The sequence below is a fragment of the Kingella kingae ATCC 23330 genome, from assembly GCF_900111845.1.
Lineage (GTDB): Bacteria > Pseudomonadota > Gammaproteobacteria > Burkholderiales > Neisseriaceae > Kingella > Kingella kingae.
Genome location: NZ_FOJK01000004.1, coordinates 27,563 through 53,785 on the forward strand (window position 1 = coordinate 27,563; position 26,223 = coordinate 53,785).

Consider the following 26,223-nt stretch of genomic DNA (forward strand, 5'->3'; position numbering starts at 1 on the left):
CTTTTATTGGTAACAAAAACCGAAAAAGCAGCCTGCACTTTTTATTTGCCTACTTATTTACCGTCCGCAGGCACAATTTTCGCTTGTTGCATCAATTTGCCCACAGCAGCCTGCACACGTTCTTGTTGTAATTCGTCGCGTACATTGTCGCGGATTTGGTCAAACGCTGGCACGGTGATTTTGCGTTTGTCGTTGGCATAGAACACCACAAAAATGCCTTCGCCTTTTACCGCATTGCGCGTGTATTCGCCTTTTTTCAGGTTTTGCACCGCTTCAAAAATTTTCGGGCGACCGTCTTTTAAATCCACCAAAGAAGTGTATTCATTCAACGCTGGCTGACCTGCTTTAACTGCTGGGTCAATGCTGTATTTTTTCGCCACATCGGCAAACGATTTTTTCGCGCCCAATTCACGAATCGCGGCTTTGGCTTGGTCTTCTTTGTCGGTTACGATTTCGCCCAGTTGCACTTCATCGGTGTTATGATAGCGTGATTTGATGTCGTCATAGCGTTTTTGCACATCGGCATCGCTCACAGGGTTTTTCTTGGCAACGTCTTGTGCATACACGTCCATCAATAATTGGTTTTGGAAACGCGCCCAGTTGCCTTTAAAGTCGGGCTGTTTGTCCAAGCCTTTTTCGCGCGCTTGTTTCAAAGCATCGGCTTCTACGGTTTTGTATTCGCTGGATTTGTCCAATTGCAAGCGTTTGGCTTCTTGCGTTACCACGGTTTCCAACACCACTTCGTTGGCAATGTATTGGCGCAATTCTGGCGTGTCTTGCACTTTGCCTTGACTTTGTTGCTGTACAAATTTAGCGCGCGCGTCCAATTCGCTGCTGTCGATTTTTGTGCCATTTACGGTTACAACGGTTTGTGCCAACACGCTGCCAGTCAATAAAGCAGCCGAAATCGCGGCAAATAAACGAGTTTTGTTCATATTCAATTCCTTATGTTAATGAAAATATTCAGTTGGGGTTTGCGCGTCAATGCTCAATGCGTGGATTTTGCCTGCATCAAACAACGGTGCAAAAGCAGCCTGCACCATGCGCCAACGTGCAATGCGGTTTTTTCCTGCAAACACGTCCGACACAATCAACACGGCATAATGTCCGCCGCCTTTGTTGCCTGCGTGTCCTGCGTGTAAATGGCTTTGGTCGGTAAACTCAAATACTTCGGCGTTGAAGTTTGCCAACAAAGCTGCCATTTGGTTTTGCATATCGCTCATTTTGGGAAGACTTTTTTGTAGGGTTTGATTAACACTTCGGCATACACGCCTGCTTGCACATAAGGGTCTTGTCCTGCCCATTCTTCGGCAGCGTCCAAGTTGTCAAATTCGGCAATAATTAGGCTGCCAGACATGATGTCGGGGTTATCGGGCATGGGGTTTGGGCCTGCGGTGAGCAAACGTCCTGCTTTGTCTAGCTCTTCCAAACGAGCCAAGTGAGCAGGTCGGGCTTCGGCACGCGCTTGGGCTGTGCCTTCCACATCGGTTGCCAATAGCATAAACAACATTATGAAGTCTCCTTGGGTAGATGACGGTAAAGATAAACGCCTTGTACGATGGAAAACAGCAAAATAATGAGCTTGTAGCCATAAAATTTAAAGTTTATCCAAATCGCTTCGCGTTCGGCGGTAAAGGGGTAGGCAATCGCTAAATTCAACGCGCCCAGTAAAAAGAAAAAGATTATCCACGCATACGATAGTTTTTGCCAAACGGCATCGGGCAAGTCTAATTCTTTGCCCAACAGCAAGCGCAAACCGTTTTTGCCGAGCAACTGCATCACGAGCATGGTTGCTGCCATTGTCCATGGCAACAGTGTGGTTGTGAGCATGATAAACGTGCGGTCGTTCAGCCAAATGGTCAAGCCACCAAACACGACAATAATCACAAGGCTAAACCATTGCATCGGTTCAAGTTTTTTGGCGGTGTAATAAGTATAAGCAGCCTGCACAATGCCTGCCACCACCGCCACAATCGTTGCGGTAACAATATTATTGGTGATTTTGTAAGTCGCAAAAAACAGAATAATGGTGATAAAATCGCTGAGTGCTTTCATAAAAGATGAGAATATTTAGCGTTTTAGAAAGGGCGTAATCATAACAGTGTGCAGGCTGCTTGCATACTTGAAACAGTGCAAAATTTGGTTACATCATCATTTTGACCAATATGTTTTTGAACAAGAAGCCTGCAATGCCCAGCCCCAATACCAAAAACAAAATAAACATTCCCAGCTTGCCGACTTTGGATTCCTTGCCCAAGTTGTAGATAATAAAGCCCAAAAAAATGATAAAGCCTGTTAAACAAATGCGTAATGCCCATGTGGCAAATTCGGCTTCTGACATGATGTGTTTTCCTGTTTTATGTGTGATGTGCAGGCTGCTTTTTCATGCAAATTTATGCCAAAAAGCAGCCTGCACTTTTATATTAAGTGATTTACTTCTGACTTGCTGCTAAAGCCTGTTCCAAATCCGCAATCAAATCATCGGCATATTCCAAGCCTACCGAAATACGGATTAAACCTTCGCTAATGCCAGCCGCCAATTTGTTTTCGGGCGACATTCTGCCGTGCGTGGTTGTCCAAGGGTGCGTAATGGTTGAGCGAACATCGCCAAAATTCGCAGTTTTAGAAAAAATCTCCACACTATCAATCACATTCCAAGCAGCCTGCACACCGCCAGCCACTTCAAACGCAATCACCATGCCGCCCGAGCTTTGCTGTTTTTGTACCAAATCGGCTTGCGCGTGATCGGGTAAACCTGCGTAGTACACCGCGTTTACATTTGGCTGACTGCGTAACCAAGTCGCCACTTTTTCTGCATTAGCGGCTTGTTGCTGCGTGCGGACAAAAATCGTTTCCGAACCGCTCAACAGCAACCACGCATTAAATGGCGACAAGCTCAATCCAGCCGAATTGACATACAACGCGATTTGCTTAATCAAATCCGCTTTGCCGCACACAATGCCACCCAAAGCGCGACCGTGTCCGTCAATGAATTTGGTTGCCGATTGAATGGTCAAATCCGCGCCCCAACGAAGTGGCTGTTGCACTGCTGGCGAGCAGAAACAGTTGTCCACCGCCAACAACGCACCGTGTTGCTGTGCCAATGCTGCCAATTTTTCCAAATCCGCCACTTCGTTCAATGGGTTAGATGGCGTTTCCAAAAACAGCATTTTGGTGTTCGGGCGAATGGCTTTTTCCCATTCCGATATATCGGTTTGCGATACAAAAGTCACTTCAATGCCAAAGCGCATTAAATGTCCTGTGATGAAGCCAGCCGTTGTGCCAAACAAACTGCGACTGCTAATCATATGGTCGCCTGCACTCAAAAACGTCAGCATTGCCGCTTGAATCGCCGCCATGCCTGTTGCCGTTGCGATGCCCGCTTCTGCGCCTTCCAAAGCCGCAATGCGTTGTTGAAATGCAGCAATAGTCGGGTTTGCCGTGCGTGAATAAGTGTAGCCGTCTTTGGTTTTGGCGAACAAAGCGGCTGCGTCTGCCGCGCTGGCTGCCATAAAACTGCTGGTCAAAAACAAGGCTTGTTGATGTTCGTTGAACGGTGTTTGCTCTTTGCTGGCACGAATCGCCAAGGTTTGTGGGTGTAGGTTTTTCATGTGATTTTCCTGATTTAAAGGGTGGAAAGGGCGTTATTGTGCGCCTTTTTAGCCCAGCTTTCAATTATAGTGGAATGAAATCGCAATGGTACGTTGTTGCCAACGCCTTTATGTACTTGATGTACACGGCAGGCGTTGTCGCCTTGTCCCATTTTTATTTCATTCCACTATATAATGCTGACTTCTATTTCCTAAACAATAAGGATAAACATCATGAAATGGACAGATACACAACGCATTGCCGAAGATTTGTTTGACACACACGGCGACAGCATAGACCCCAAAACCCTGCGCTTTACCCAGTTACGCGATTTGATTTTGGCATTGCCCGATTTTGACGATGACCCAGCGCGTTGCGGCGAAAAAATCTTGGAAGCCGTGCAGCAAGCGTGGATTGATGAAGTGGAATAAACGTAAAAAAATGTTGGTTATGTAAAAAATGACATAACTGCTTTGATAAACAAACAAATAGTGTTAGTATGCCAAAGTTTGTTGCTTAATAAATATCGTTATTATCATTTAATTTTGGTTAAACTTACTTTTAAATAGCAGGAAATTTTAGTTATGTCATTTTTTCAACAAACCAAAAAAGTTTGCATTGGTTTACTATTAAGTGCAGGATTGGCTTCACCTGTTTATGCCTTTGATACAACCGAAGATATCTTGGGTGATTTCTTGAAAAATCAACTGCCTGCGGTGCAATATTCTGCACAACCTGTGCCGTATAATCCAGCAACGATTCAACAGCAAGCGGCGTATGCAGGCCCATTGCTCAACGCGCAGTCTGCCTTGATTATGAACGCCAACACAGGGCAGATTTTCTATCAAAAAAATATGGATAATGTCCGTTCTATTGCTTCTATTTCTAAATTGATGGCGGCTATGGTGGTATTGGACGCACGTTTGGACATGAACCAACGCATCACCATTACCGAAGCGGAAATCGACCGTTTAAAAGGAACAGGCAGCCGTTTGTCTATCGGCACAACTTTGACACGCGGTCAAATGCTGCATTTGGGTTTGATGAGCAGCGAAAATCGTGCAATTCATGCTTTGGGTCGTACTTATCCAGGCGGTATGTCGGCATTTGTGCAAGCGATGAATGCCAAAGCGCGTAGTTTGGGCATGATGAACAGCCGTTTTTATGAGCCAACAGGGTTAGACCCACGCAATGTTTCAACTGCGCGTGAACTGAGTATGATGGTTCGTGCCGCAAGCCAATATCCACAAATTCGCCAATTAAGCACCGCGCAAAGTGGAGAGGCATATACCAGTACAGGCAAATTTGAACAGTACAAAAACTCCAATATATTTGTTCGCGAAGGCAACTGGAATATTACGGTACAAAAAACAGGTTATATTCGCGAAGCAGGTCGCTCTATGGTGATGCAAACGCAAATGGGTCGTGAGCCTGTGATTATTGTGGTTCTGGGTTCGCAAACAACCACAACTCGTGCCAACGATGCTCGTGCATTGAGCAGCATGGTGCAGCAATATCCAATGTAAACATTGGGCAAACAAAAATACACGCTTTCTGTAAAAAAGTGTGTATTTTTATGGTATAGTGAATTAAATTTAGATTAGTACAGCGTTGCCAACTCCCTTATCTAGGTGTACACGGCGGTCGTTGTCGCCTTGTCCTAATCTAAATTTAATCCACTATAATGACAAAACACAAAATGCAGGCTGCTTTTTGAGTAATCCCAAAAGCAGCCTGCATTTTATGATTCAACTTAACGAATGCGATTCAAACCCAGCGCATAAGTTTGTCCATTTTGCCACGCAAACCACCAATAAAGCCGTTGATTGGCATTTTTAGGATTGCTGATGCGACAAAAAGCAAACGCGATATTGTTGATACACGCCATCGGCATGGCTTGCAGCGATTGGGGTAGCAACGCTTTCCATTGACTCATTTGCTTGGTAGACGAATCTTGCAAACGACATTCGCCTTGACCATTGCACACACTTTTCCAAGCCTGATTGCCCAATTTGCCGTCCATGACCCATTGATTTTCTTGCAAATAGTAACGCTGAAAGGTGGAAGTGGGCTGCTGATTTTGATTGAGCAAAACATATTCGCTCGCATCATTTTTGTCCAATCCGCCTGCCCATGCGTTGCCACACAATAAAGCAGTTATCATCAATACTTTTAATGCTTTCATTACTTTACTCTTTGTTTTATCAAAGCTAGTCTAAACAATTACGCCAATTTCGCTTTAACCAAATCCTGCACCGCAGTCGGATTGGCCTTGCCTTTGCTGGCTTTCATCACTTGACCGACAATCGCATTCAACGCTTTTTCGTTGCCCGATTTGTATTGCTCAACCGCTTTCGCGTTGTTCGCCAACACTTCATCAACCATCGCTTCAATCGCGCCAGTGTCCGTGATTTGCACTAAACCATGTTTTTCAATGATTTGCTCAATCGTGGCATCGGGTTCAGCCCACATCGCTTCAAACGCTTTTTTCGCCAATTTGCTGCTCAATGTGCCGTCCGCGATTTTGCCAACCAACGCCGCCAAACGTGCTGCTGTAATTGGGCTTTGCGCCAACTCTAAACCTTCTTTGTTTAAAGTTGCTGCCAATTCGCCATTCATCCAGTTGGCAACCAATTTGCCTTGATTGCTCACGCTCGCCGCTTCCGTGAAAAAAGCAGCCTGCACACGCGAACCCGTCAGCAAACGCGCATCGTATTCGCTCACGCCAAATTCATTCACAAAACGTGCTGCCATTTCTTTTGGTAATTCAGGCATTTGCGCTTTGGCTTTTTCCATTTGCGCGTCCGAAATGATGACTGGCAACAAATCAGGGTCGGGGAAATAGCGGTAATCGTGCGCGTCTTCTTTCAGGCGCATCACGCGCGTTTCGCCTTTGTCGGGGTCAAACAACATGGTTGCTTGTTGCACCTTGCCGCCGTCTTCCAAAATCTCGATTTGAGCTTCCACTTCGTAATTAATCGCTTGCTCCAAGAAACGGAATGAGTTTAAGTTCTTGATTTCACGGCGTGTACCAAATTCCGCTTGACCTTTCGGGCGTACCGACACATTTGCGTCCACACGGAACGAACCTTCCGCCATATTGCCATCGCAAATATCCAACCAAGTTACCAAACCGTGCAAGGCTTTCGCATACGCCACCGCTTCGGCTGCCGAACGCATTTCAGGCTCGGAAACCACTTCCAACAAAGGCGTACCTGCGCGGTTTAAGTCAATGCCAGTCGCGCCGTTTAAGCCTTCGTGAACGGATTTGCCTGCATCTTCTTCCATGTGGGCGCGAGTTACGTTAATCATTTTCACGTCATCGCCAACCACGATTTCTAATTGACCATGTTCCACGATTGGCAAATCTAACTGGCTGATTTGATAGCCTTTTGGCAAATCTGGGTAGAAATAATTTTTGCGGTCAAACACATTTTTTTGATTGATTTTCGCGTTCAGAGCCAAGCCCAATTTAATCGCTTTTTCCACGACTTCGCGGTTCATCACAGGCAACACGCCAGGTAAAGCGCATTCTACAACGCTGGCATGAGCGTTCGGTTCTGCGCCAAACGCTGTGCTTGCACCGCTAAAAATTTTAGATTTTGTGTTGAGTTGAACGTGGATTTCTAATCCGATTACGGTTTCCCAAGTCATTGTTTTGTCTTTCTTTTGTATTTTAAAAGTTTTAAGAAATGGTGTTTCAGGCTGCCTTCATTCGCTTGTTCAATTCTTGAATCACGACGCTGCTGTTTGTGCCAAATGAAATGCCATCATTGCTTTGTATCATGCGTTCCAAATTCAGGTAAATGTGTTCGCCTTGTTGCGTGGTTATGATGATGCCGATGTCTTTATCATATCTTCTTCTATTATCTGCACGCTCAATGTACCAATGTACTGCTTTGGTAATATCTGTATATTGCAGGCTGCCTGAACGGGGATAAATGCAAAAGTGTAAGCCTTTGTTATCTAAATAAATAGTCTCTTCATTTTTTTGATACCATTGCCATATCGTCCATTTTTTGCTTATCAGCCAAATAATACCGAACACCAACAAAAATAAGGCAAGCTGATTAGCGGTCTCTGGACGAGTATCCGCAAACCATAACCATAATCCGCCACCGCAAAATCCTATCACAAATTGGCTACTTGCACTAATTTGGGGGAATGAATAAGTTAAAGTTTGGAGGAATGAATAAGTTAAAGGTTCAAATGACCATTGCTGCGCGGTATGTTTCATGGGTGTTTGGATAAGGGATTGGCAGGTTGCAGGCTGCTTTTTCGGGGCGAATTTTAACATTTTAGATAACGATTGCGTAAACAAAAATGCAGGCTGCTTTTTCGTATTTCAAAAGCAGCCTGCACTTTTTATTCAATCCAATTACAACGCATCAATCACCGCATTCAAGCTCACGCTTGGGCGCATGGCTTTTGCTGTCAATTCCGCGTTTGGTGCGTAATAACCGCCGATGTCCACAGGTTTTCCTGCGCCTGCTGCCAATTCCGCCAAAATTTGCGCTTCTTGTGCGGCTAATTTTTCTGCTACTGGCGCAAAAGTTTTTTGCAAATCAGCGTCTGTGCTTTGCGCTGCCAACGCTTGCGCCCAATACAAGGCGATGTAGAAATGGCTGCCACGGTTGTCCAATTCGCCCGCTTTGCGTTTTGGCGATTTGTCGTTTAACAATAATTGCTCGGTTGCTGCGTCCAACGTATCCGCCAACACTTGCGCTTTTGCGTTGCCTGTTTTTTGCGCCAAATGTTCCAACGACACCGCCAACGCTAAAAATTCGCCCAAGCTGTCCCAACGCAAATGGTTTTCTTCGTTGAATTGTTGAACGTGTTTCGGTGCAGAACCGCCTGCGCCTGTTTCAAACATACCTCCACCATTCATCAACGGCACGATAGATAACATTTTCGCGCTCGTACCCAATTCCAAAATCGGGAACAAATCGGTATTGTAATCGCGCAATACGTTGCCTGTTACGGAAATCGTGTCTTTGCCGTCTTTCATGCGTTTCAGGCTGGCTTTGCAGGCTGCTTCGGGGGCTAAAATTTGAATATCCAAGCCGTTGGTATCCAATTCGCCTAAATATTGTTTCACTTTTTTAATCAATTCAGCATCGTGCGGACGGCTTTCGTCTAACCAGAAAATGGCTGGCGTATCGCTCAAACGCGCACGGTTTACCGCCAACTGCACCCAGTCTTTGACAGGCGCGTCTTTGGTTTGACAGGCACGCCAAATATCGCCAGTTTCCACTTCGTGTGAAGTCAAAACATTGCCTTTGTCGTCAATAATTTCCACTTTGCCAGCCGATTGAATTTCAAAGGTTTTATCGTGCGAACCGTATTCTTCCGCTTTTTGCGCCATCAAGCCAACATTTGGCACTGTACCCATTGTGGTCGGGTCAAACGCGCCATTTTCACGACAAAAATCAATCGTAGCCGCGTAAATACCTGCGTAGCTGCTGTCGGGAATCACAGCTTTGGTGTCTTGCGCTTTGCCGTCTTTGTCCCACATACGTCCTGAATTGCGAATCATCGCTGGCATAGAAGCGTCCACAATTACGTCGCTTGGCACGTGCAAATTGGTAATGCCTTTGTCGCTGTCCACCATCGCCAAACTTGGCGCGTTGGCGTAGGCTTGTTCAATGGCTGCCTGAACACCTGCGCGAGTTTGCTCGTCCAATTTATCCAAGTTTGCTAATAAGTTACCAAAACCATTATTCACATTCACGCCAACGGCTGCCAACTGTTCGCCGTATTGCTCAAACACAGGCGCGAAAAACACTTTAACCGCGTGTCCGAAAATAATCGGGTCGGACACTTTCATCATGGTCGCTTTCATGTGCAATGAAAACAACGCGCCTTTGGCTTTTGCGTCCGCCACTTGCTCTTGCAAGAATTGCACCAACGCTTTTTTGCTCATGACGGTTGCGTCAATGATTTCACCCGCTTTTAAATTCAATAGTTTACGCAATTCGGTTTGTTCGCCTGATTGATTGGTAAACACGATTTTTACGGTTGTCGGTTCGGCAACGGTTACGGATTTTTCATTGTGGAAAAAATCGCCCGATTGCATGGTGGCAACGTGGGATTTGCTGTCTTTTGTCCATGCGCCCATGCTGTGTGGGTATTTTTTGGCGAAGTTTTTCACGGCTTTTGGCGCACGGCGGTCGGAATTGCCTTCGCGCAAAACTGGGTTTACAGCTGAACCTTTAATGCGGTCGTAATGTGCTTGAATGTCTTTTTCTTCATCGGTTTGCGGATTGCTTGGGTAGTTTGGCACAGCAAAACCTTTGGCTTGCAATTCGGTAATCGTGGCGTTCAACTGCGGCATTGACGCGCTGATGTTGGGCAATTTGATGACGTTGGCTTCGGGTTTGGTTACATAGTCGCCCAAAAACGCCAAATCGTCCGAGCGGCGTTGTTCTTCTTTTAAGTATTCTGGGAACGCCGCCAAAATGCGACCTGCCAACGAAATATCGGCAAGCTCAAACGCGATATCGGCATGTTTGCCAAAGGCGCGAATAATCGGCAACAATGATTGCGTTGCCAATGCTGGGGCTTCGTCGGTATGAGTGTAATAGATGGTGGACTTGCTCATGTAAAACTCCTGTGAATAAATGGATTTTTCTTGTTGAAAAGCAGCCTGCACTTTGTTGGGATACGCGATGCAAGTGCTGTGTGATTATGGCATATTTTTACCTATCTTTGCATAAAAAGCAGCCTGCACTTTTTGTAAACACACAAAAAAGTGCAGGCTGCTTTTAAATCGTACAAAAAACTTACAACCCAGCTCCCAACCCATTCGCAATATCGCGCACGGCGGTTACATACATACGGCTGTGATTGTATTGCCACACCACATAAAAATTATTCAAACCAATAAAATATTCAAACTGATTGGGCGCGACTTCCAAGCGAAACAGCAAGGCGCGTTCATTATCGTTCACCGCTTGCAAAGGCTGCACCCCCATTTGACGCAGCTGCCTCACCGTGTAATTGAGTGCAGTTTTTTCATCAATCAACGCCTGAATTTGTGGCGACGGATTGATACGCGCAGGCACAATCATGCGTCCGCCCGTTTGCCAGCCGTGTTGTTTCATATAATTTGCTACCGATGCTGCCACATCTGGCACATTGTTCCAAATATCGCGCGTACCATTGCCGTCATAATCCACCGCCCACTTGCGAAAGCTAGACGGCATAAATTGCGGCATACCCATCGCCCCAGCAAAACTGCCGACAAAACCAAACGCATCGCGGCGTTCTTCTTGCGCCAGTTTCAAAAATTCGCCCAATTCCTGCTGAAAAAACGCGCCACGACGCGGATAATCAAACGCCAAAGTCGCTAAAGCATCGGCAACAGGAATATTGCCCTTGTTTTTGCCATAATTCGTTTCAATGCCCAAAATCGCCACGATTAACTGCGCTGGCACGCCATAACGCGCGGCGGTATGGTCAATCGGGTGGCGGTTTGCCGTATAAAAACGCTGCCCAGCTTGAATTTTGCTCGCATCGCCATTGCCTTTGCGAAATTCATACCACGGACGGCTGGTGGCAGGTCTGTCCATAATCTGAATAATGTTGCCGCGATAGCCCACACGCGCAAAAAATTGTTGCATATACGCCATATCCAAGCCATTGACTTGATTTTGATAACGCATAAACGCCTGTACATTGGGGTTGGCTAAATAGCCTGTTTGCGCGACAGACGGTGCAGCTTGATTGAAAAATGGTGCAGCGTTGGACGCGGTTTGTTGTTGTGATTGCGTTTGCACTTGGCGCACAATTTCCATTAGTGGGTCAGTGGATTGTGTAATCGGTGCAGGCTGCTGTTCGCTGGAACAAGCGGCGGTTGCCAATAAAGCTAAAGTCAAAAGTTTGTTTTTGCTCATTGATGTCTTTCGTTGCGTGCGTGTCAAATAGCGTGTGTGTATCACAGCCGTGCATTTATATGCGGTATGTCTTGGGCGAAGAAATGATAGATGCAAAATACGTCCACAAAACGTACACGAAAAAATACAGCGAGTTAAGCATTAAACCTAACTCGCTGTTTTATCTGGCTCCCCGAACTGGGCTCGAACCAGTGACCTGCGGATTAACAGTCCGTCGCTCTACCGACTGAGCTATCAGGGAATAAGCTGCGCATTATATAGCAAATTTCCTCATCGTCAAGCAGAAAAATCAAACAATTCTATTTTTTCTTGATTTATCAGACTTTTTTGTTTGCACGATACGAGCAATCTGCAATGCCACGCCAGCGCCAATCATGTCTGCCAGCGCGTCCCACACATCACCTTGTCGCGTTTGTGTGAAGAAATATTGCGCCAACTCGGTGCAGGCTGCCCAAATGCTCGCTAAAATCATCAGCCACAAAAAGGGAATTGGTCGTTTCGCGCTCAACCAAATTTTGCTGCACAACCAAAATTGCGCGAAAAACAGTAAACAATGCGCCAATTTATCAAAATGCGGAAAAGGTGGCGCGTTTTGTCCTGTTGCTTCACGAAAAATCAGCGCATAAATGCTGGCGGCTGCCCACGCTATCGCAGCGATGAGCCATTTGTTTTTTGGGATAATCATGCGGATTCGTCAATAAATTGTTGGCAAAGCTGCGCGAGTTTAGTGAATTTGCCGCCACGCTGTTGTAAAACCTGTTGCCATTGTTGGACTTCGGCAACGCTGGGCGCATCGTCTAGGCTGCATTCTTCTAGCAAAAATTGCAAAACTTCTTGCACTTCGCCATAGCTTTCGGTTTGGATAACTTGATTTAATTCGCTGTTCATGGTGCAGGCTGCTTTGGTAGAAAACGGGCATTGTAGCGTAATTTGGCAAGCATGGCAGTTTTGTGGGAAAATTAGCGCGTTTTGGATTTTATAAAGGGACTGGCGATGCTGGATAGGGAAGGTTATCGCCCCAACGTGGGTATTATCTTGACCAATCAAGATAACCAAGTGTTTTGGGGTAAGCGTGTCAAAGAAAATTCGTGGCAATTTCCGCAAGGCGGCATCAAACCAGGCGAAAGTCCTGAAACGGCGATGTATCGCGAATTGCTAGAAGAAGTCGGCTTGCTGCCACAGCACGTTAAGATTTTGGGCAGAACGCGCGATTGGTTGCGCTACGATGTGCCTACCAGTTGGATTCGGCGCGAATGGCGCGGTTCGTATCGTGGGCAAAAGCAAATTTGGTTTTTATTGCGCTTGGTGGGGCAAGACAGCGATGTGCATTTACGCGCCAGCAGTCAGCCAGAATTTGACGATTGGCGATGGTACGAATATTGGGCACCCATTGACGAAGTGATTATGTTTAAAAAACAAGTGTATGAATCGGCTTTAACCGAATTGTCGCGTTTTTTGCGCGGATTGGAAAGTTTGGGCGAATACCATGCTCGCAGTTTGGAATTGCGTTTGCAGGCTGCTTCGGCGCAACAAAAGTAAATAAAAAAACAGAATAGACACTAAATCTATTCTGTTTTTTGTATTTAGCAGGGCGATAAATTATGCCATTGCTTTGATTTTTGCAGACAAGCGGCTTTTATGACGCGCTGCTTTGTTTTTGTGGAACACGCCTTTGTCAGCGATGCGATCCAATACTTTGGTGCTGTCGCGGAAAGTTGCTTGTGCAGCCGCTTTGTCGCCTGCTTCAACGGCTTTCAATACTTTTTTAACCGCAGTACGGAATGCAGTACGCAAGCTCGCGTTGTGTGCACGGTTTTTCAACGATTGACGAGCACGTTTGCGTGCTTGTGCGCTATTTGCCATAGTGTTTACTCCTGAATTGGAAATTGATGAATACTAGAAACGCGCTATTCTAAACGCTAAGTGTGCATAAAGCAAGCATAATACTATTATGATTGCTGGAATAGTTGGTTTGTGCTAGATTGCCTTTGATTTGATTGGAAAGAAGCTGGGGTCAAAATGGCTAAAAATAGAAATGTTGCGTCTTACCGTTCGGCTGGATTCACGTTAATGGAAGTGTTGGTGGCAGTGGCAATCGTGGGGATTTTGGTGGCGTTTGCGTATCCGATGTATCAAGAATCGGTAAAAAAAGGGCGGTTGAGCGATGTACAAAAGGCGTTGCTGGATAACGCACAGGCATGGGAGCGTCATTACGCATCGCATGGCAATTTCCGTAAAACATCGCGCTTGTGGATTGATTTGCCGATTCGGGAAACGGACTTTTTTTGTATTCGTCCGCAAGGTGCGCCGCGTGGTGCAACACATGACGGGCAATTTGCGTTTAAGGCGGTTGCGCTGAATAAACAGCAAGAACCACGCGCTTTGATTTTGAATCAGGATTTGACGATGTTGCTGTGCGAAAGTACAACATCGGCATGCAGCGAAACCGATTTTTTTGCGAACCCTAGTCGTGCGGATAAAAATTGTCGAGCGTATCCGTAATATTATAGTGGATTAAATTCAAACTAGGACAAGGCGACAACGACCGCCGTGTACATCTAGTACATAAGGGAGTTGGCAACGCTGTACTAGTTTGAATTTAATTCACTATAAAAAGCAGCCTGCACTTTGAATCAATAATAAAGTGCAGGCTGCTTTTTATGCGTTGGATATTATTTTTCGCGGCGATAAAAAATGCTGTTCAAATACAAGGCTTTGTTTTCTTGTATCAACACCAAACAAATCGCAGCAAGGGGTAGGGCGATGAGCATACCAACAAAGCCAAACAGTTGCCCAAATGCCATTAACGAGAAAATCACCCAAAATGGCGATAGTCCAATTTTGTCGCCCACAATTTGCGGCGTGATGAAAAAGCTTTCCAAAAATTGTCCGATACCAAACACGCCCCAAACGGCGAACAGTCCTGTCCATGAATCAAATTGCAATACGGCGGCAAGCGTGGCAAGCAGCAAGCCTGTGAACGCGCCCAAATAGGGGATAAACACCAAAATGCCTGCCACCATACCAATGGAAAAGCCCGAATCCAAGCCTGTGAGCATTAAGCCTGTGCCATATAGCACGCCCATGATGAGCATAACCATGAGTTGTCCGCGCAAAAATTCGCCCAAAATGCTGTCCATATTGCGTGTAATGCGTTGATAAGTCGCTAAATATCGGCGCGGTACCATGGTGGTGATGCCTTGTTCCCAGCGCGACCAGTCCAGCAAAAAGTAGTACAACAACAAGGGCAATAACACTAGGTTGCCAATGCCTGCTGCCAACGCGCCGCCTTGTTGCATCACAGCTGGCAACGCGCGTTGCAGGCTGCTTTGTATGCCTGCCGTATTGCTGCGTAGCCAGTTGGCGATGGTTTTTTCGTTGAGCGCGATGTGTCCGCCAAATTTTTGGTTAAACCATGGCACGAGTTTGGTTTGGACATAGTCCACCAGTTTGGGGATTTTTTGCACAATGCTTTGGAATTGCTCTACCAGCATGGGAACGATGACCAGCAGCAAGCCGATAATCACAAAAAAAGCAAATAGCATCACCCACATAGATGCACGGCTGCGGTGTATGCCGAGTTTTTCTATTTTGCTGACCAAGGGATCTAAAATGTATGCCAACACGGCGGCGACAATGAACGGCGTGAGTACGTTGCCTAGCAAATAGAAAGCCAGCAGCAAGCCACCGATGAGCAGCAAACCAAAGAACCATGGCAACCATGGACGTTTTTTGTGGGGGATATACATGATTTATCCTTTTGATTCAAAAGCAGCCTGCATTTTTTCAACTTGCTGCCACGCTTCCAAAATAAGTTCTGGGCGATTATCGCGCAATAAATCGGCATCGGATAGCATTCTGCGCCAAATTTTCGCGCCGTTTAAACCGTGCGTTAAACCGAGATAATGGCGCACCATGTGGCGCAAAATCGTGCCTTGTTGGCGCGAAAGTTGTTGTGTGGCATAGTTGTATAGCTGTTGTGTGATTTGTTCGCGCGTGGGTGCAGGCTGCGTTTCGCCGTAAAATAGCGTGTCCCAATCGTGCATAATATAAGGATTGTGATACGCTTCGCGCCCCATCATTACGCCATCAACGTGTTGTAAATGTTCGGCAATTTGCGTGTTGGTTTGCACGCCGCCGTTGATGATGATTTCCAAATCGGGGAACTCCTGTTTTAGGCGATAGACAAAATCGTAGCGCAACGGCGGAATTTCGCGGTTTTCTTTGGGCGACAAGCCGTCTAGCCACGCATTTCGCGCATGAACAATAAAGGTGCGACACGCGGTTTTGTCGTGCAGGCTGCCGACAAAATCGGCAAGCGGTTGGTATTCGGTTTGTTTGTCGATGCCAATGCGGTGTTTAATTGTGATAGGGATAGCTGGCACAGCGTCTTGCATGGCATTGAGGCAATCGGCAACCAAGTTCACGTCCAACATCAAACACGCGCCAAACGCGCCTTTTTGCACACGCGGACTGGGGCAACCGCAGTTTAAATTGATTTCGTCATAGCTATATTGCGCGGCTTTTTGCGCGGCTTGCGCCAACAAAGTCGGCTCGCTGCCGCCCAGTTGCAAGGCGACAGGGTTTTCGCATTCGTTGCGCTGTAAAAAGCGGTCGGGGTCGCCGTACACAATCGCACCTGCGTTTATCATTTCGGTGTATAGCCAAGTGTGGCGCGTGATTTGGCGTGCCATGTGGCGATAATGACGGTCGGTCCAATCTAGCATCGGCGCAACGGATAGCGTGCGTTTGGGTAAAGAAGTTTGGGTATTCATATTGCTGTTATAATGCAAAAAGACAGCTTTCAGAGAAAAGCTGCCTTTCATGGTTGTATGGTCTGGAAAGGAATTAAGCGGCTTGAATATTAGCGGCTTGTTTGCCTTTTGGGCCTGTTGTTACATCAAAAGAAACTTTTTGACCTTCTTTCAATGTTTTGAAGCCTTCCATGTTGATTGCAGAGAAGTGTGCGAACAAATCTTCACCGCCCTCGTCAGGAGTAATAAAACCGAAGCCTTTTGCGTCGTTGAACCATTTAACAATACCAGTTGCCATAAAATGCTACTTTCTAACTAAAAAATGAAAAAATCGCGATTGGCGACTTCACTAAACCACTTGTGCAGGCTGCCTTTCGCTGACTGCGATTGTTACCGAGTCGTTAACTTACGTCAAGTTTTATTTGGGGAAAGTGCTAATTTTCATTAAAATAACACTAAATACAACAAAAATAGGAATTTTTATGCCAATACAGTTGAATGTTAATCAAAGTAAACAAAAACTGTCGCCGCCCAAACGCTATGCGGTGTTTTTGCTCAACGACCATTACACGCCTATGGATTTTGTAGTGGAAATTTTGATGGATATTTTTCACATGCCACACGATAAAGCCGAAAAAACCATGTTGCAAATTCACCACGAGGGCAAAGGTTTGTGTGGCGTGTACACGCGTGATATTGCCGAAACCAAACAACAACAAGTGTTGTGGCTGGCAGACGATGCTGGTCACCCACTTATGTGCAGCATTCAGGAAACGTCCGTATGATTTCATCTCAATTAGAACCGATTTTGCAAGCCATGTATGAAGAGGCGCGTATCAGCCGTCATGAACTGGTGGGCTTGGAGCATTTGCTGCTGGCTTTGATTCAGGGCGACCCCAATGTTGCCGATGCTTTGCGCGAACACAGCGCGGAATTTTCGTTGCTGCTGGCACATTTGCGCGAAAGCATAGACGAAAACACGCCCACTTATCCGCCGCATATTCCCAGCCACAAGATTGACCCACAGCCGACTATTGGCTTTCAGCGCGTGGTGCAGCGAGCGATGATTCATGTGCAACAGTCATCGCAAACCGAAGTACAGGCTGCCGATTTGTTGCTGGCGTTGATGCAGGAAGAAGAATCGCCTGCGGTATTTTTATTGCAACTGCATGGCGTGGAGCGCAAAGATTTGTTGCGCTATTTTTCGCATGGCACAAGCAGCCTGCACTCATCGCAGCATCATGATGATGACGATGACAGCAATCTTGCCGATAATCCATTGGAAGCCTACACCGTAAACCTGAATGCCGAAGTGCAGGCTGCTCGCATTGACCCCTTAATCGGGCGCAAAATGGAAATGGAGCGCGTATTGCAAATTTTGTGTCGCCGCCGCAAAAACAATCCGCTTTTGGTCGGCGAAGCTGGCGTAGGTAAAACCGCATTGGCGGAAGGTTTGGCATATTTAATTGAACAAAAACAAGTGCCTGAAGTGTTGGCAAATGCAACTGTTTTCGCGTTGGACATGGGCGCGTTGTTGGCTGGCGCAAAATATCGTGGCGATTTTGAAGCGCGTTTGAAAGCGGTGCTGAAAGAATTGGTAAAAGTGGAAAATGCGGTTTTATTTATTGATGAAATTCATACGGTTATCGGTGCAGGCAGCACGCAAGGCAACAATATGGACGCAAGCAATTTGCTCAAACCTGCGTTGGCGAAAGGGCAACTGCGCTGCATTGGCGCGACCACTTACGAAGAATATCGCACCGTGTTCAACAAAGACCACGCGCTGAGTCGCCGTTTTCAAAAAATTGATGTGGTTGAGCCGACTGTGGCGGAAACGGTGCAAATTTTGCAAGGTTTGCGCCCGATGTTTGAGCAACATCACAGCGTTGAATATTTGGACGAGGCGTTTCAGGCAGCCGCCGAATTGTCGGCAAAATACATCAACGAGCGTTTTTTGCCTGACAAAGCCATTGATATTATTGACGAAGCAGGCGCGGCGCAACGAATCGCGCTGCCTGAAAATCGTTTAACGCAAATCAACAAGGCGGAAATTGAGCGCATTGTCGCCAAAATCGCCCGAATCCCTGAAACAACGGTTTCGCACGATGACAAACAGGTTTTGAAAACGCTTGCCGATACGCTGAAACGCAAAGTTTTTGGGCAGGATAATGCGATTGAAGCGCTGGTTTCTGCTGTGAAAATGTCGCGTTCGGGTTTGGGGCTGCCTGAAAAACCGATTGGCAGTTTTCTGTTTAGCGGTCCGACTGGCGTGGGTAAAACGGAAGTGGCGAAACAGTTGGCGGCGGAATTGGGCGTGCCGTTGCAACGCTTTGATATGTCTGAATATATGGAAGCGCATGCGGTTTCGCGTTTGATTGGTGCGCCACCAGGCTATGTGGGTTTTGAACAAGGCGGTTTGCTGACGGAATGTATTAACAAACAGCCGCATTGTGTTTTGCTGCTAGACGAAATTGAGAAAGCGCACCGCGATATTTACAATGTGTTGCTGCAAGTGATGGACGCGGGCAAATTGACGGATAACATGGGACGCAGTGCGGATTTTCGCAATGTAATCATCATCATGACAACCAACGCAGGCGCGGAAGCGTTGAGCAAACCGAGTTTTGGTTTTACCAGCAAACGCGAACGCGGCGATGAAATGGTGGACATCAAAAAATTGTTTACGCCTGAATTTCGCAATCGTTTAGATGCGATTATTCCGTTTGCGCCATTGTCGCCTGAAATCATTGCGAAGGTGGTAGATAAATTTTTGGCGCAGTTGGCGACGCAGTTGGCGGATAAAAAAGTGGTGGCAGAATTTGGCGATGTGATGCGTAACCATTTGGCAGCAAAAGGTTTTGACCCACAAATGGGCGCACGTCCTATGCACCGTTTGATTCAAGAGCAAATTCGTAAGGCGTTGGCTGATGAATTGTTGTTTGGCAAATTGACGGACGGCGGTTTTGTGTTGGTGGATTGGGACGAGAAGGCGCAGAAAGCGAAATTGTCGTTTAAAAAACCGCGAGTTAGCCGCAAGAAAGCGGAATTGGCGTAAACCAAATCAAAGCAGCCTGCAATCAATTTGTTAAAGTGCAGGCTGCTTTGAATCAATCAAAAAAGCAGCCTGCACCACTTAATCCCATATAATCCACATTCTTACATTTTTACCGAGTACCCCATCATGACCCCAATTCTCCCCACACCCACCCAAGTTCACGACTGCACGCTGCAACTTGCCGCAGGCAAACCCACCAGCTATCCCGAATTGGTGCAAGGCTACGCGCAACTGCGTTTGGCGGATTTTAGTGCTATGTTGGTTGAATGGACTTTGCCGCACGATGCCGCCCATTCGCAGCCTTTGCCGCAAGTTGCCGAAGCTATTAAACAGCCCGATTTGTCGCCCGAACAAAGCGCGAAACTGCTCGCGTGGCTGCAACAGCAAACGCAACAAGGACAACGCACGGCTGCTTTGTATTGGGCATATTTGCTTGCCAAAGGTTTGTTTACCGAACAGCAGCCACAAAAAGCCGCCAAAATCGCGCAATATTTCGCGCAACAAGGCGATTGGCGCGCATCGCGTTTGCTGGGCGAAATGCTGGCGGCTGCACCATTGGCTGCGCCTGTATTGCTGCAACAAGAATTGCAAGCAGCCTGCACCGAATGGCAAAAAACACACCCACAACACAGCAACGAACAAGTGCAGGCTGCTTGCGAACGTTTTTGCCAAGCCCCAATCGCGATTAAACATCGTGCCAAGCAATATTTGGAACAGGCAATCGCACAAGGCAGCCCAACCGCGCCACAGCGTTTGCGTGGACTGACCGCGCTGGGCTTGTTGAGCGCACAAAACGCGCCCAAACGTCATCAAAGCATTGCCGATTTTTTGGAACTGCAACTCAACGCCAGTCAGCCAATTCACGATGCCAATGACGACCCCGATATTCTCGTGTTGCCCGACCACATTTACTTGCCTGTTGCCGACGATGACGAACGTCCAACGTGGTACAAACCAGCCATGTATGGCGCATTTGCCTTGTTTGCTCTGATTGTATTTACCGTGTTCGCCAAACTCTTTTTTATCCGATAAAGATTGCTTATGAGCCACGATTTCACGCTCCTAAACGTTCCCCTAGTTGCCACTAATTTGATTGAAGCCAGCGCAGGTACGGGCAAAACATGGAATATTTCCGCCCTGTTTGCCCGATTGGTGCTGCTGGAACAAATGCCTGTGGACAAAATCTTGGTGGTTACGTTTACCAACGCCGCCACCGCCGAACTCAAAACCCGATTGCGCGACCGTTTGGGCGAAGCCTTGCACGTGTTGCACAAAATGCAAGCTCCGTTTGGCGCAACCGAAGTGCAGGCTGCTTGCGAACAATACGCGCCCAAATCGGCAGATTTCATGAGCAAATTGGTGGAACAAGCCCTGCAAAAAGAATCGCGCGAACGCTTAATGATGCGACTCAAAGCCGCGTTGAGCCAGTTTGACCACGCCGCCATTTACACCATTCACAGCTTTTGTCAGCGCGTGTTGCAAGATTTCGCGTTTTATTGCCAAGTCCCTTTTCAAATTGAATTGGACGAAGACAGCACGCCCAGCCCGATTGCGGCGCAAGACTTTTGGCGCGAACAAGTGGCGCACCACGAACAACTGGCGCAGATTGTGTATCGCCATAAAAAAAATCCACAGCAACAAGCCGCAGCATTGGCTTCGTTTGTGGGGCGAACTTATTTGCACACGCGCCCCATGGCATACACTTTGCGCGATTGGCAAGCAGCAAACGAAGGTTTTGTACGCGCATGGCAAGACACGGCAAATCAGCTTGATGCGATTGAAAGCGCGTGGGAAAAATTGCAACCGAGTTTGCCCAAAAATAGCTATCAGCCCGATGATTTAAAAAGCTATATCCAACAATGCCATGACTGGAAAAGTGCAGGCTGCTTGCCCGATGTAAACATTATTTTGAAGCTGTTTTTTAATAGCAAAAACGAAAACAAATTCAGCCTTGCCACGCTAACCGACAAAGCCAAAAAAGACTTCAAAGGCAAACAAGACCCTGATGCTTTGGACTGTTTAAGCCGCACTTGGGGCGAATGGGCAAACCACGCACAAATCTTGTCAGCCAGCGAAGGCGATGTGTTGATTAACGTGGCAATGGATTTGCTCCACGCTATTCGCCAGCAAAACGAAGCCGACAAACAAAAGCAGCCTGCACGTCAATTTGACGATTTATTACTAGACGTGTTCAACGCGCTGCAAACCAATCGCACCCATGCCACCGCGTTGGCACAAGCCATGTCGCACACTTGGCAAGTGGTGCTGATTGACGAATTTCAAGACACCGACCCGTTGCAATATGGCATTTTTTCTCGCGCCTTTATGCAAAGCAGCCTGCACACAGAAAACGCGCCCACCGTGTTTATGGTTGGCGACCCAAAACAGGCAATTTACAATTTTCGTGGCGCGGACATTTTTGCCTATTTGCAAGCTGCAGAAAACGTGTCGCCCGAACAACGCTACACTTTGCGTACCAATTTCCGCAGCCATGCGCGATTGGTCAACAGCGTGGGTGCATTGTTCGCCAAACCGCAACCGTTTGTGTTGCCCAATTTGGCATACGAAACCGTGCAAGCGCATCGATCAAACAGCCATTTGTCGCCCCAAGAAGCGGCGGTGCGCGTGCGTTGGCTCAACGATTTAAGTTTGGATAAAACCGAAAAAACCGATGCCTTGCAACACACGTCCGCCCAATGGTGCGCCAGTGAAATTGCCTATGCCTTGCATCGCGCAGGGCAGGGCGAATTGCGTTTAAAAGACAAACCGCTACACGCTGGCGATATGGCTGTGCTGGTGCGAACCCGCCAAGAAGGCGCAATGGTGCAGCGCGAACTCAAACGCCTAAACGTGCAAAGCGTGTTGTTGAGCCGTGATAGCGTGTTCCAAGAAGACGAAGCGCGTGCTGTGTATGCTTTGTTGGCATTTTTCTTGAATCCGCAGCAAACGGCGCATTTGGTTTATGTGCTTGCAGGCTGCTTGTTTGGCTACACCGCGCAACAGTTGTGGGCTTTGCAACAAGACGAACGCGCATTAAGCGAATGGGCAGACGAAGCGAGCGTTGCCTTACAAAAATGGCAAAAAGTGGGCGTGTATGCAGCGGTGCAACATTTTTTGCAGCAACACGATGTCATCCAAAACCTGCTCGCTGCTGGCAACGACCGCACTTTGACCAATTTGGGGCAAGTGCTGGAATTGCTGGCTGCCGAAGAAGAAAGCGGACGTTTGCCAGCCGCCTTGTATCAATGGTTGCAACAAGAAATCGCTGCCACGCAAGACGGCGACAGCAACGAAAACCGCGCCTTGCGACTGGAAAGCGATGAGCAACTGGTCAAAATCGTAACCATGCATGCATCAAAAGGCTTGCAATATCCGATTGTGTATTGCCCGTTTGTATGGCGTGGCAAAGGCAACAAGGGCGACGATTGGCAAGTGTTGCAAGGCGAATCGGGCAGTACTTTGTTGCACAAAAACCAAATGACCGATGCCGACAAAGAACAGGCGCAAAAAGAGCGGTTGTCGGAAGATTTGCGTTTGCTGTATGTGGCTTTGACTCGCGCCGAAGAGCAATTGGTGCTGTATTTGGCGGCACACGAAAACACGCATCATCACCCGTTTTATTATTTGTTAGACGGTGATGCGCACAAAACATGGTCTGGTGCAAAAGTGCCAGCGCACGCCTATCGCCAAATTTGGCAACAATTCGTACAGAAGCAAAACGCAGAAACTACCAGCTTTGAATGGGACGAAACACCGCAGGCTGCTTTGTTGTGGACGCAAAACGGCAAAAGCAGCCTGCACATTCAGTCGGATAGCGACACGGTTTATCAAGCGCAAACCGTTGCCACGCGCCATTATGCGCCAGTTGTGTTTAGCAGTTTTACCGCGTTGAGTTCGCATCAACACGCGCCCGAAGCGTTGGCAAACACAGACGAAGCCGAGCGCAAATGGGACATTGCGGTGCAGGCTGCTTTACCCAGCGAAACGACATCGCTACCAATCCAAAACGATGATATTTGGGACATGGCGCACTTTCCGCGTGGCGCAAAAGCAGGCGTGTGTTTGCACGAATTGCTGGAATATTTTCCGTTTGGTCAGCCAGCCGAAAAACACAGCGAGCGCATTGTGCGCGTGTTGAATCGCCATCAAATTGCCGATGCCGAAAACTGGTTGCCAGCCGTGTGCGATATGCTAGACAAAGTGCGCCAAACACCGCTGGTAAACGGCATACGTTTGTGCGATTTGTCGCGCCAAGAGTGGCTTAACGAAATGGCATTTTTGTTTGAAATAGAACAATTTAATTTGGTTGATGTGCAAAACTGGTGCAAGCAAATGAACTTGTCGCCCGAATGTGTGCAGGCTGCTTTGTCGCTCACGTTCCGCCAGTTAAGCGGTTTTTTGAATGGCTTTATTGACACGCTGGTTTACACGCAAAATCAAGCGTTGGTGATTGACTACAAATCCAATTATTTGGCGGATTATTCGCCTGCGTCGCTGAATCCAGAAATCGCCAAGCATCACTATTATTTGCAAGCCTTGATTTATGCGATTGCTACGGCGCGTTATCTTCGTAGCCGCCAATGTTGCCCCGATGTGATTGCGGTACGCTATGTGTTTTTACGCGGCGTGGACGGCAGCAGCCAACAAGGCGTGTGGGCGTGTGATGTGCCTGTGGCTTCGTTGGCGATGTGGTTGTGATGGGGATTTTTGTATAAAAGTTGCTTAAACAATATGTTTGCGTTATGATTTGCGGACATTCAAAGAGACCAATGTGGGTGAACTATCCAAGTGCAGTAACCAATCTGCTACCCACTACGGTCGTTTTTTTACGCCTAAAATAAGTGTATGGATATGAATAATTCTTTTGCTGTGTTGATTGATGCAGGCTTTGCCAAACGAAAAATCAAGGCTCAACTGGGGCAGACTGCACAAGCCGATGACTTTGTGAAACTGGTGCAACGTATTCAAAATAATCCGTATTTGCAAAACAAAAATTTGTATCGTGTGTTTTATCAAGATTCAAAAATATCATTTTTTTAAAGGAAAAACATGAAAGACCAAAACAATTTATGCTGGCTAGACATGGAAATGACTGGCTTAAACCCCGATACCGATAAAATCATTGAAATCGCGATGATTATTACCGACAAGCATTTAAACGTGTTGGCGCAATCGCCCGTGTATGCCATTCATCAAAGCGATGAAATTATGAATGGCATGGACGAATGGTGTACCACAACCCATGCCCGAACAGGCTTAACCCAGCGTGTCAAAGAATCCACATGGACAGAAGCGCAAGTGGAAAGCGAATTGCTCGCGTGGATGCAGCAATGGTTGCCCGCAAACACCACGCCCATGTGCGGCAACACCATTCATCAAGACCGTCGTTTTATGGTGCGCCACATGCCACGCTTGGAAGCCTTTTTCCACTACCGCAATTTGGACGTATCTACGCTCAAAGAGTTGGCAAAACGCTGGAATCCTGCGGTGTATAAAGGCATAGTCAAAAAAGGCTCGCATCAGGCGTTGGACGATATTTTGGAAAGCATTGAAGAATTGCGCTATTATCGCGCCACGTTTTTGCGTGTGGACGAATAAAAAAGCAGCCTGCCCCTTTTATACTCAAATCTGAGATTTGGACAAAAGGGGCAGGCTGCTTTTCTTAACCACGATTTACGTTGATAAGCATTCCTGTTAAGATGCCGTCACTCATTTTTTCAACCAAATACAAGGAAAAAATCATGACCGTATGCAGTATGACAGGCTTTGCCCACGCTTCTGCCGAATGCGCTGGCAAACGAATCGATTTAGAAATTCGCTCGGTAAACCACCGCTTTTTAGACGTGCAATTCAAAATCCCCGACGATTTGCGCGTGCTAGAAAGCGGAATGCGCGAAACCATCAGCAGCAAAGTCGCGCGTGGCAAATTGGAATGCCGTATTCAATTAAGTAACGCACAACACAGCGCAGGCAGCCTGCACTTAAATCAGCAACTCATCAACGAATTGGCAGACATCAACAGCAAATTGCGTAAAAAACACAAAGATTTAAGCAAATTAAGTGTTTCCGATATTTTGCGCTTCCCTGGGGTCATCGCCAGTGCAGAAATAGACAGCGAAGAGCTGCACCAAGTCATCAACCAATTATTAGACCGCGCTTTGGACGACTTTATCGCCGCTCGCCAACGCGAAGGCAGCAAATTACAAGCGCACATTGTGGAGCGTTTGGATTTGATGGAAGCGATTGTCGGCGCGCTAGAAGACTTGTTCCCCAGCCTATTGCAAAGCCACATCGCTCGCAGCCGCCAACGCCTTGCCGAAGCCGTTGCCCATGTGGACGAAGACCGCCTAAAACAAGAATTTGTGTTGTTCATGCAAAAAGCCGATGTCGATGAAGAATTCAACCGCCTACGCACCCACATTGGCGAAGTGCGCCGTATTGTTACCGAACAAACAGGCAGCATCGGCAAACGTTTGGACTTTTTGATGCAGGAACTCAACCGCGAAGCCAACACACTGGGCAGCAAAGCCATTGCAGGCGAATGCACCCAAGTGTCGGTAGAACTCAAAGTGTTGATTGAGCAAATGCGCGAGCAAGTTCAAAATATCGAATAAAACGTATTTCACACAAAAGCAGTCTGCACTCAAAAATGTGCAGGCTGCTTTTTTACTACTTTTTGTTACAAAAGTACTATTTTAAGATTTATTTTGTCTAATTATCTCATTTAATCGCAAAAAAAATCGCTTTTTAACAAATAATACTTGGCAAACCGTACAATATAACACTATAATTCGCTACATTAAGTTACATAATTTTCTTGAATAGCCAATATGGCTGTTCAATCCCAGCTTTGTCGTATTGCTTTTTCACTCCTTTCGGGCAATGCGGCAGAGTCAGGCGAAAGCCTGATTTGTTTGTGAAGCGTAAA

General features: G+C 46.9%; 28 protein-coding genes and 1 tRNA gene. 11 read left to right on the forward strand and 18 right to left on the reverse strand.

Annotated elements, in window-relative coordinates:
* Window positions 1–53 precede the first annotated feature (53 nt).
* The 6 genes from BQ5809_RS01090 to metZ form a co-directional block, all read right to left on the reverse strand.
* Window positions 54–935 (reverse strand): peptidyl-prolyl cis-trans isomerase, encoded by an 882-nt coding sequence (locus BQ5809_RS01090; RefSeq protein WP_003785496.1) that lies wholly within the window; start codon window positions 933–935, stop codon window positions 54–56.
* Window positions 936–950: 15 nt separating this feature from the next.
* Window positions 951–1,223 carry a BolA family protein gene (locus tag BQ5809_RS01095; RefSeq protein ID WP_003785498.1) on the reverse strand — a complete coding sequence of 91 codons (273 nt, stop codon included), beginning with the start codon at window positions 1,221–1,223 and terminating at the stop codon, window positions 951–953.
* Window positions 1,220–1,513, reverse strand: coding sequence for a YciI family protein (locus tag BQ5809_RS01100; RefSeq protein WP_173020718.1), 294 nt, complete (start codon window positions 1,511–1,513; stop codon window positions 1,220–1,222). Before BQ5809_RS01100 ends, BQ5809_RS01095 begins: the two co-directional genes overlap by 4 nt.
* On the reverse strand, window positions 1,510–2,055 hold the full coding sequence (locus BQ5809_RS01105) for a septation protein A (RefSeq protein WP_003785501.1): 546 nt from the start codon (window positions 2,053–2,055) through the stop codon (window positions 1,510–1,512). Before BQ5809_RS01105 ends, BQ5809_RS01100 begins: the two co-directional genes overlap by 4 nt.
* An 88-nt stretch (window positions 2,056–2,143) precedes the next feature.
* A complete protein-coding gene (locus BQ5809_RS01110; RefSeq protein WP_003785502.1) occupies window positions 2,144–2,341 on the reverse strand; it encodes a DUF2788 domain-containing protein in 198 nt (65 codons plus the stop codon).
* A 91-nt stretch (window positions 2,342–2,432) separates the two neighbouring features.
* On the reverse strand, window positions 2,433–3,611 hold the full coding sequence (gene metZ / locus BQ5809_RS01115) for an O-succinylhomoserine sulfhydrylase (RefSeq protein ID WP_003785503.1): 1,179 nt from the start codon (window positions 3,609–3,611) through the stop codon (window positions 2,433–2,435).
* Between the two features lie 213 nt (window positions 3,612–3,824).
* Here metZ and iscX point away from each other — a divergent pair, with 213 nt between their 5' ends.
* Window positions 3,825–4,022, forward strand: coding sequence for a Fe-S cluster assembly protein IscX (iscX, locus tag BQ5809_RS01120; RefSeq protein WP_003785505.1), 198 nt, complete (start codon window positions 3,825–3,827; stop codon window positions 4,020–4,022).
* Window positions 4,023–4,175: 153 nt separating this feature from the next.
* Window positions 4,176–5,117: a serine hydrolase gene (locus tag BQ5809_RS01125; protein ID WP_003785506.1), complete on the forward strand. Its 942-nt coding sequence runs from the start codon at window positions 4,176–4,178 to the stop codon at window positions 5,115–5,117.
* Between the two features lie 227 nt (window positions 5,118–5,344).
* Here the strand turns inward: BQ5809_RS01125 and BQ5809_RS01130 are convergent, their stop codons facing one another.
* The 8 genes from BQ5809_RS01130 to BQ5809_RS01165 all read right to left on the reverse strand — a co-directional run bounded on the left by BQ5809_RS01130 (window position 5,345) and on the right by BQ5809_RS01165 (window position 12,374).
* Window positions 5,345–5,776, reverse strand: coding sequence for a hypothetical protein (locus tag BQ5809_RS01130; RefSeq protein WP_003785508.1), 432 nt, complete (start codon window positions 5,774–5,776; stop codon window positions 5,345–5,347).
* Window positions 5,777–5,814: 38 nt separating this feature from the next.
* The gene (gene gatB / locus BQ5809_RS01135; protein ID WP_003785509.1) at window positions 5,815–7,245 is read right to left on the reverse strand and encodes an Asp-tRNA(Asn)/Glu-tRNA(Gln) amidotransferase subunit GatB; all 1,431 of its coding nucleotides are present in this window, start codon (window positions 7,243–7,245) and stop codon (window positions 5,815–5,817) included.
* Window positions 7,246–7,291: 46 nt separating this feature from the next.
* Window positions 7,292–7,828 carry a hypothetical protein gene (locus BQ5809_RS01140; RefSeq protein ID WP_032827662.1) on the reverse strand — a complete coding sequence of 179 codons (537 nt, stop codon included), beginning with the start codon at window positions 7,826–7,828 and terminating at the stop codon, window positions 7,292–7,294.
* A gap of 141 nt (window positions 7,829–7,969) precedes the next feature.
* The gene (locus tag BQ5809_RS01145) at window positions 7,970–10,192 is read right to left on the reverse strand and encodes an NADP-dependent isocitrate dehydrogenase (protein ID WP_032827596.1); all 2,223 of its coding nucleotides are present in this window, start codon (window positions 10,190–10,192) and stop codon (window positions 7,970–7,972) included.
* Window positions 10,193–10,373: 181 nt separating this feature from the next.
* Window positions 10,374–11,486: a lytic murein transglycosylase B gene (mltB, locus tag BQ5809_RS01150; protein ID WP_003785515.1), complete on the reverse strand. Its 1,113-nt coding sequence runs from the start codon at window positions 11,484–11,486 to the stop codon at window positions 10,374–10,376.
* A gap of 165 nt (window positions 11,487–11,651) precedes the next feature.
* Window positions 11,652–11,727: transfer RNA gene (locus BQ5809_RS01155), tRNA-Asn, on the reverse strand.
* A 48-nt stretch (window positions 11,728–11,775) separates the two neighbouring features.
* A complete protein-coding gene (locus BQ5809_RS01160; RefSeq protein ID WP_003785516.1) occupies window positions 11,776–12,171 on the reverse strand; it encodes a VanZ family protein in 396 nt (131 codons plus the stop codon).
* Complete coding sequence (locus BQ5809_RS01165; protein WP_003785517.1) at window positions 12,168–12,374, reverse strand: hypothetical protein; 207 nt, start codon at window positions 12,372–12,374, stop codon at window positions 12,168–12,170. Before BQ5809_RS01165 ends, BQ5809_RS01160 begins: the two co-directional genes overlap by 4 nt.
* Window positions 12,375–12,479: 105 nt before the next feature.
* Between BQ5809_RS01165 and BQ5809_RS01170 the strand changes: the two genes are divergently transcribed.
* Window positions 12,480–13,025, forward strand: a complete 546-nt coding sequence (locus BQ5809_RS01170) for an RNA pyrophosphohydrolase (protein WP_003785518.1) — start codon at window positions 12,480–12,482, stop codon at window positions 13,023–13,025.
* Between the two features lie 60 nt (window positions 13,026–13,085).
* Here BQ5809_RS01170 and rpsT read toward each other — a convergent pair whose 3' ends face one another.
* Complete coding sequence (rpsT, locus tag BQ5809_RS01175) at window positions 13,086–13,349, reverse strand: 30S ribosomal protein S20 (protein ID WP_003785519.1); 264 nt, start codon at window positions 13,347–13,349, stop codon at window positions 13,086–13,088.
* A gap of 156 nt (window positions 13,350–13,505) precedes the next feature.
* Between rpsT and BQ5809_RS01180 the strand changes: the two genes are divergently transcribed.
* Window positions 13,506–13,988: a type IV pilin protein gene (locus tag BQ5809_RS01180; protein ID WP_003785520.1), complete on the forward strand. Its 483-nt coding sequence runs from the start codon at window positions 13,506–13,508 to the stop codon at window positions 13,986–13,988.
* Window positions 13,989–14,158: 170 nt separating this feature from the next.
* Here BQ5809_RS01180 and BQ5809_RS01185 read toward each other — a convergent pair whose 3' ends face one another.
* The 3 genes from BQ5809_RS01185 to BQ5809_RS01195 are packed head-to-tail and all read right to left on the reverse strand — an operon-like array spanning window position 14,159 to window position 16,538.
* On the reverse strand, window positions 14,159–15,235 hold the full coding sequence (locus BQ5809_RS01185; protein WP_003785521.1) for an AI-2E family transporter: 1,077 nt from the start codon (window positions 15,233–15,235) through the stop codon (window positions 14,159–14,161).
* Window positions 15,236–15,238: 3 nt separating this feature from the next.
* Complete coding sequence (gene dusA, locus BQ5809_RS01190) at window positions 15,239–16,312, reverse strand: tRNA dihydrouridine(20/20a) synthase DusA (protein WP_003785522.1); 1,074 nt, start codon at window positions 16,310–16,312, stop codon at window positions 15,239–15,241.
* A gap of 22 nt (window positions 16,313–16,334) precedes the next feature.
* Window positions 16,335–16,538, reverse strand: a complete 204-nt coding sequence (locus tag BQ5809_RS01195) for a cold-shock protein (protein WP_003785524.1) — start codon at window positions 16,536–16,538, stop codon at window positions 16,335–16,337.
* A gap of 184 nt (window positions 16,539–16,722) precedes the next feature.
* Here BQ5809_RS01195 and clpS point away from each other — a divergent pair, with 184 nt between their 5' ends.
* The 7 genes from clpS (at window position 16,723) to BQ5809_RS01230 (ending at window position 25,909) form a co-directional block, all read left to right on the forward strand.
* Window positions 16,723–17,025, forward strand: coding sequence for an ATP-dependent Clp protease adapter ClpS (clpS, locus tag BQ5809_RS01200; RefSeq protein ID WP_032827598.1), 303 nt, complete (start codon window positions 16,723–16,725; stop codon window positions 17,023–17,025).
* Complete coding sequence (clpA, locus tag BQ5809_RS01205) at window positions 17,022–19,295, forward strand: ATP-dependent Clp protease ATP-binding subunit ClpA (protein WP_003785528.1); 2,274 nt, start codon at window positions 17,022–17,024, stop codon at window positions 19,293–19,295. Before clpS ends, clpA begins: the two co-directional genes overlap by 4 nt.
* A 126-nt stretch (window positions 19,296–19,421) precedes the next feature.
* A complete protein-coding gene (locus BQ5809_RS01210; RefSeq protein ID WP_003785531.1) occupies window positions 19,422–20,327 on the forward strand; it encodes an SEL1-like repeat protein in 906 nt (301 codons plus the stop codon).
* Between the two features lie 9 nt (window positions 20,328–20,336).
* Entirely contained in the window at window positions 20,337–23,993 is a 3,657-nt protein-coding gene (gene recB / locus BQ5809_RS01215) for an exodeoxyribonuclease V subunit beta (protein ID WP_003785532.1), read from the forward strand.
* A gap of 153 nt (window positions 23,994–24,146) precedes the next feature.
* Window positions 24,147–24,335, forward strand: coding sequence for a nitrogen regulatory IIA protein (locus tag BQ5809_RS01220; protein WP_111694424.1), 189 nt, complete (start codon window positions 24,147–24,149; stop codon window positions 24,333–24,335).
* Between the two features lie 9 nt (window positions 24,336–24,344).
* Complete coding sequence (gene orn / locus BQ5809_RS01225) at window positions 24,345–24,893, forward strand: oligoribonuclease (protein ID WP_003785534.1); 549 nt, start codon at window positions 24,345–24,347, stop codon at window positions 24,891–24,893.
* A 143-nt stretch (window positions 24,894–25,036) separates the two neighbouring features.
* A complete protein-coding gene (locus BQ5809_RS01230; RefSeq protein WP_032827599.1) occupies window positions 25,037–25,909 on the forward strand; it encodes a YicC/YloC family endoribonuclease in 873 nt (290 codons plus the stop codon).
* Window positions 25,910–26,223: the final 314 nt, after the last annotated feature.

Coding starts and splice junctions, on each gene's coding strand:
- BQ5809_RS01095 (WP_003785498.1), bottom strand. CDS start 1,223: ATGAGCGATATGCAAAACCAAATGGCAGCTTTGTTGGCAAACTTCAAC.
- rpsT (WP_003785519.1), bottom strand. CDS start 13,349: ATGGCAAATAGCGCACAAGCACGCAAACGTGCTCGTCAATCGTTGAAA.
- iscX (WP_003785505.1), top strand. CDS start 3,825: ATGAAATGGACAGATACACAACGCATTGCCGAAGATTTGTTTGACACA.
- BQ5809_RS01210 (WP_003785531.1), top strand. CDS start 19,422: ATGACCCCAATTCTCCCCACACCCACCCAAGTTCACGACTGCACGCTG.
- BQ5809_RS01110 (WP_003785502.1), bottom strand. CDS start 2,341: ATGTCAGAAGCCGAATTTGCCACATGGGCATTACGCATTTGTTTAACA.
- BQ5809_RS01130 (WP_003785508.1), bottom strand. CDS start 5,776: ATGAAAGCATTAAAAGTATTGATGATAACTGCTTTATTGTGTGGCAAC.
- BQ5809_RS01220 (WP_111694424.1), top strand. CDS start 24,147: ATGAATAATTCTTTTGCTGTGTTGATTGATGCAGGCTTTGCCAAACGA.
- dusA (WP_003785522.1), bottom strand. CDS start 16,312: ATGAAAGGCAGCTTTTCTCTGAAAGCTGTCTTTTTGCATTATAACAGC.
- BQ5809_RS01195 (WP_003785524.1), bottom strand. CDS start 16,538: ATGGCAACTGGTATTGTTAAATGGTTCAACGACGCAAAAGGCTTCGGT.
- BQ5809_RS01105 (WP_003785501.1), bottom strand. CDS start 2,055: ATGAAAGCACTCAGCGATTTTATCACCATTATTCTGTTTTTTGCGACT.
- clpA (WP_003785528.1), top strand. CDS start 17,022: ATGATTTCATCTCAATTAGAACCGATTTTGCAAGCCATGTATGAAGAG.
- BQ5809_RS01160 (WP_003785516.1), bottom strand. CDS start 12,171: ATGATTATCCCAAAAAACAAATGGCTCATCGCTGCGATAGCGTGGGCA.
- BQ5809_RS01090 (WP_003785496.1), bottom strand. CDS start 935: ATGAACAAAACTCGTTTATTTGCCGCGATTTCGGCTGCTTTATTGACT.
- metZ (WP_003785503.1), bottom strand. CDS start 3,611: ATGAAAAACCTACACCCACAAACCTTGGCGATTCGTGCCAGCAAAGAG.
- BQ5809_RS01140 (WP_032827662.1), bottom strand. CDS start 7,828: ATGAAACATACCGCGCAGCAATGGTCATTTGAACCTTTAACTTATTCA.
- BQ5809_RS01230 (WP_032827599.1), top strand. CDS start 25,037: ATGACCGTATGCAGTATGACAGGCTTTGCCCACGCTTCTGCCGAATGC.
- BQ5809_RS01170 (WP_003785518.1), top strand. CDS start 12,480: ATGCTGGATAGGGAAGGTTATCGCCCCAACGTGGGTATTATCTTGACC.
- BQ5809_RS01145 (WP_032827596.1), bottom strand. CDS start 10,192: ATGAGCAAGTCCACCATCTATTACACTCATACCGACGAAGCCCCAGCA.
- BQ5809_RS01125 (WP_003785506.1), top strand. CDS start 4,176: ATGTCATTTTTTCAACAAACCAAAAAAGTTTGCATTGGTTTACTATTA.
- BQ5809_RS01185 (WP_003785521.1), bottom strand. CDS start 15,235: ATGTATATCCCCCACAAAAAACGTCCATGGTTGCCATGGTTCTTTGGT.
- clpS (WP_032827598.1), top strand. CDS start 16,723: ATGCCAATACAGTTGAATGTTAATCAAAGTAAACAAAAACTGTCGCCG.
- mltB (WP_003785515.1), bottom strand. CDS start 11,486: ATGAGCAAAAACAAACTTTTGACTTTAGCTTTATTGGCAACCGCCGCT.
- BQ5809_RS01165 (WP_003785517.1), bottom strand. CDS start 12,374: ATGAACAGCGAATTAAATCAAGTTATCCAAACCGAAAGCTATGGCGAA.
- recB (WP_003785532.1), top strand. CDS start 20,337: ATGAGCCACGATTTCACGCTCCTAAACGTTCCCCTAGTTGCCACTAAT.
- gatB (WP_003785509.1), bottom strand. CDS start 7,245: ATGACTTGGGAAACCGTAATCGGATTAGAAATCCACGTTCAACTCAAC.
- BQ5809_RS01180 (WP_003785520.1), top strand. CDS start 13,506: ATGGCTAAAAATAGAAATGTTGCGTCTTACCGTTCGGCTGGATTCACG.
- orn (WP_003785534.1), top strand. CDS start 24,345: ATGAAAGACCAAAACAATTTATGCTGGCTAGACATGGAAATGACTGGC.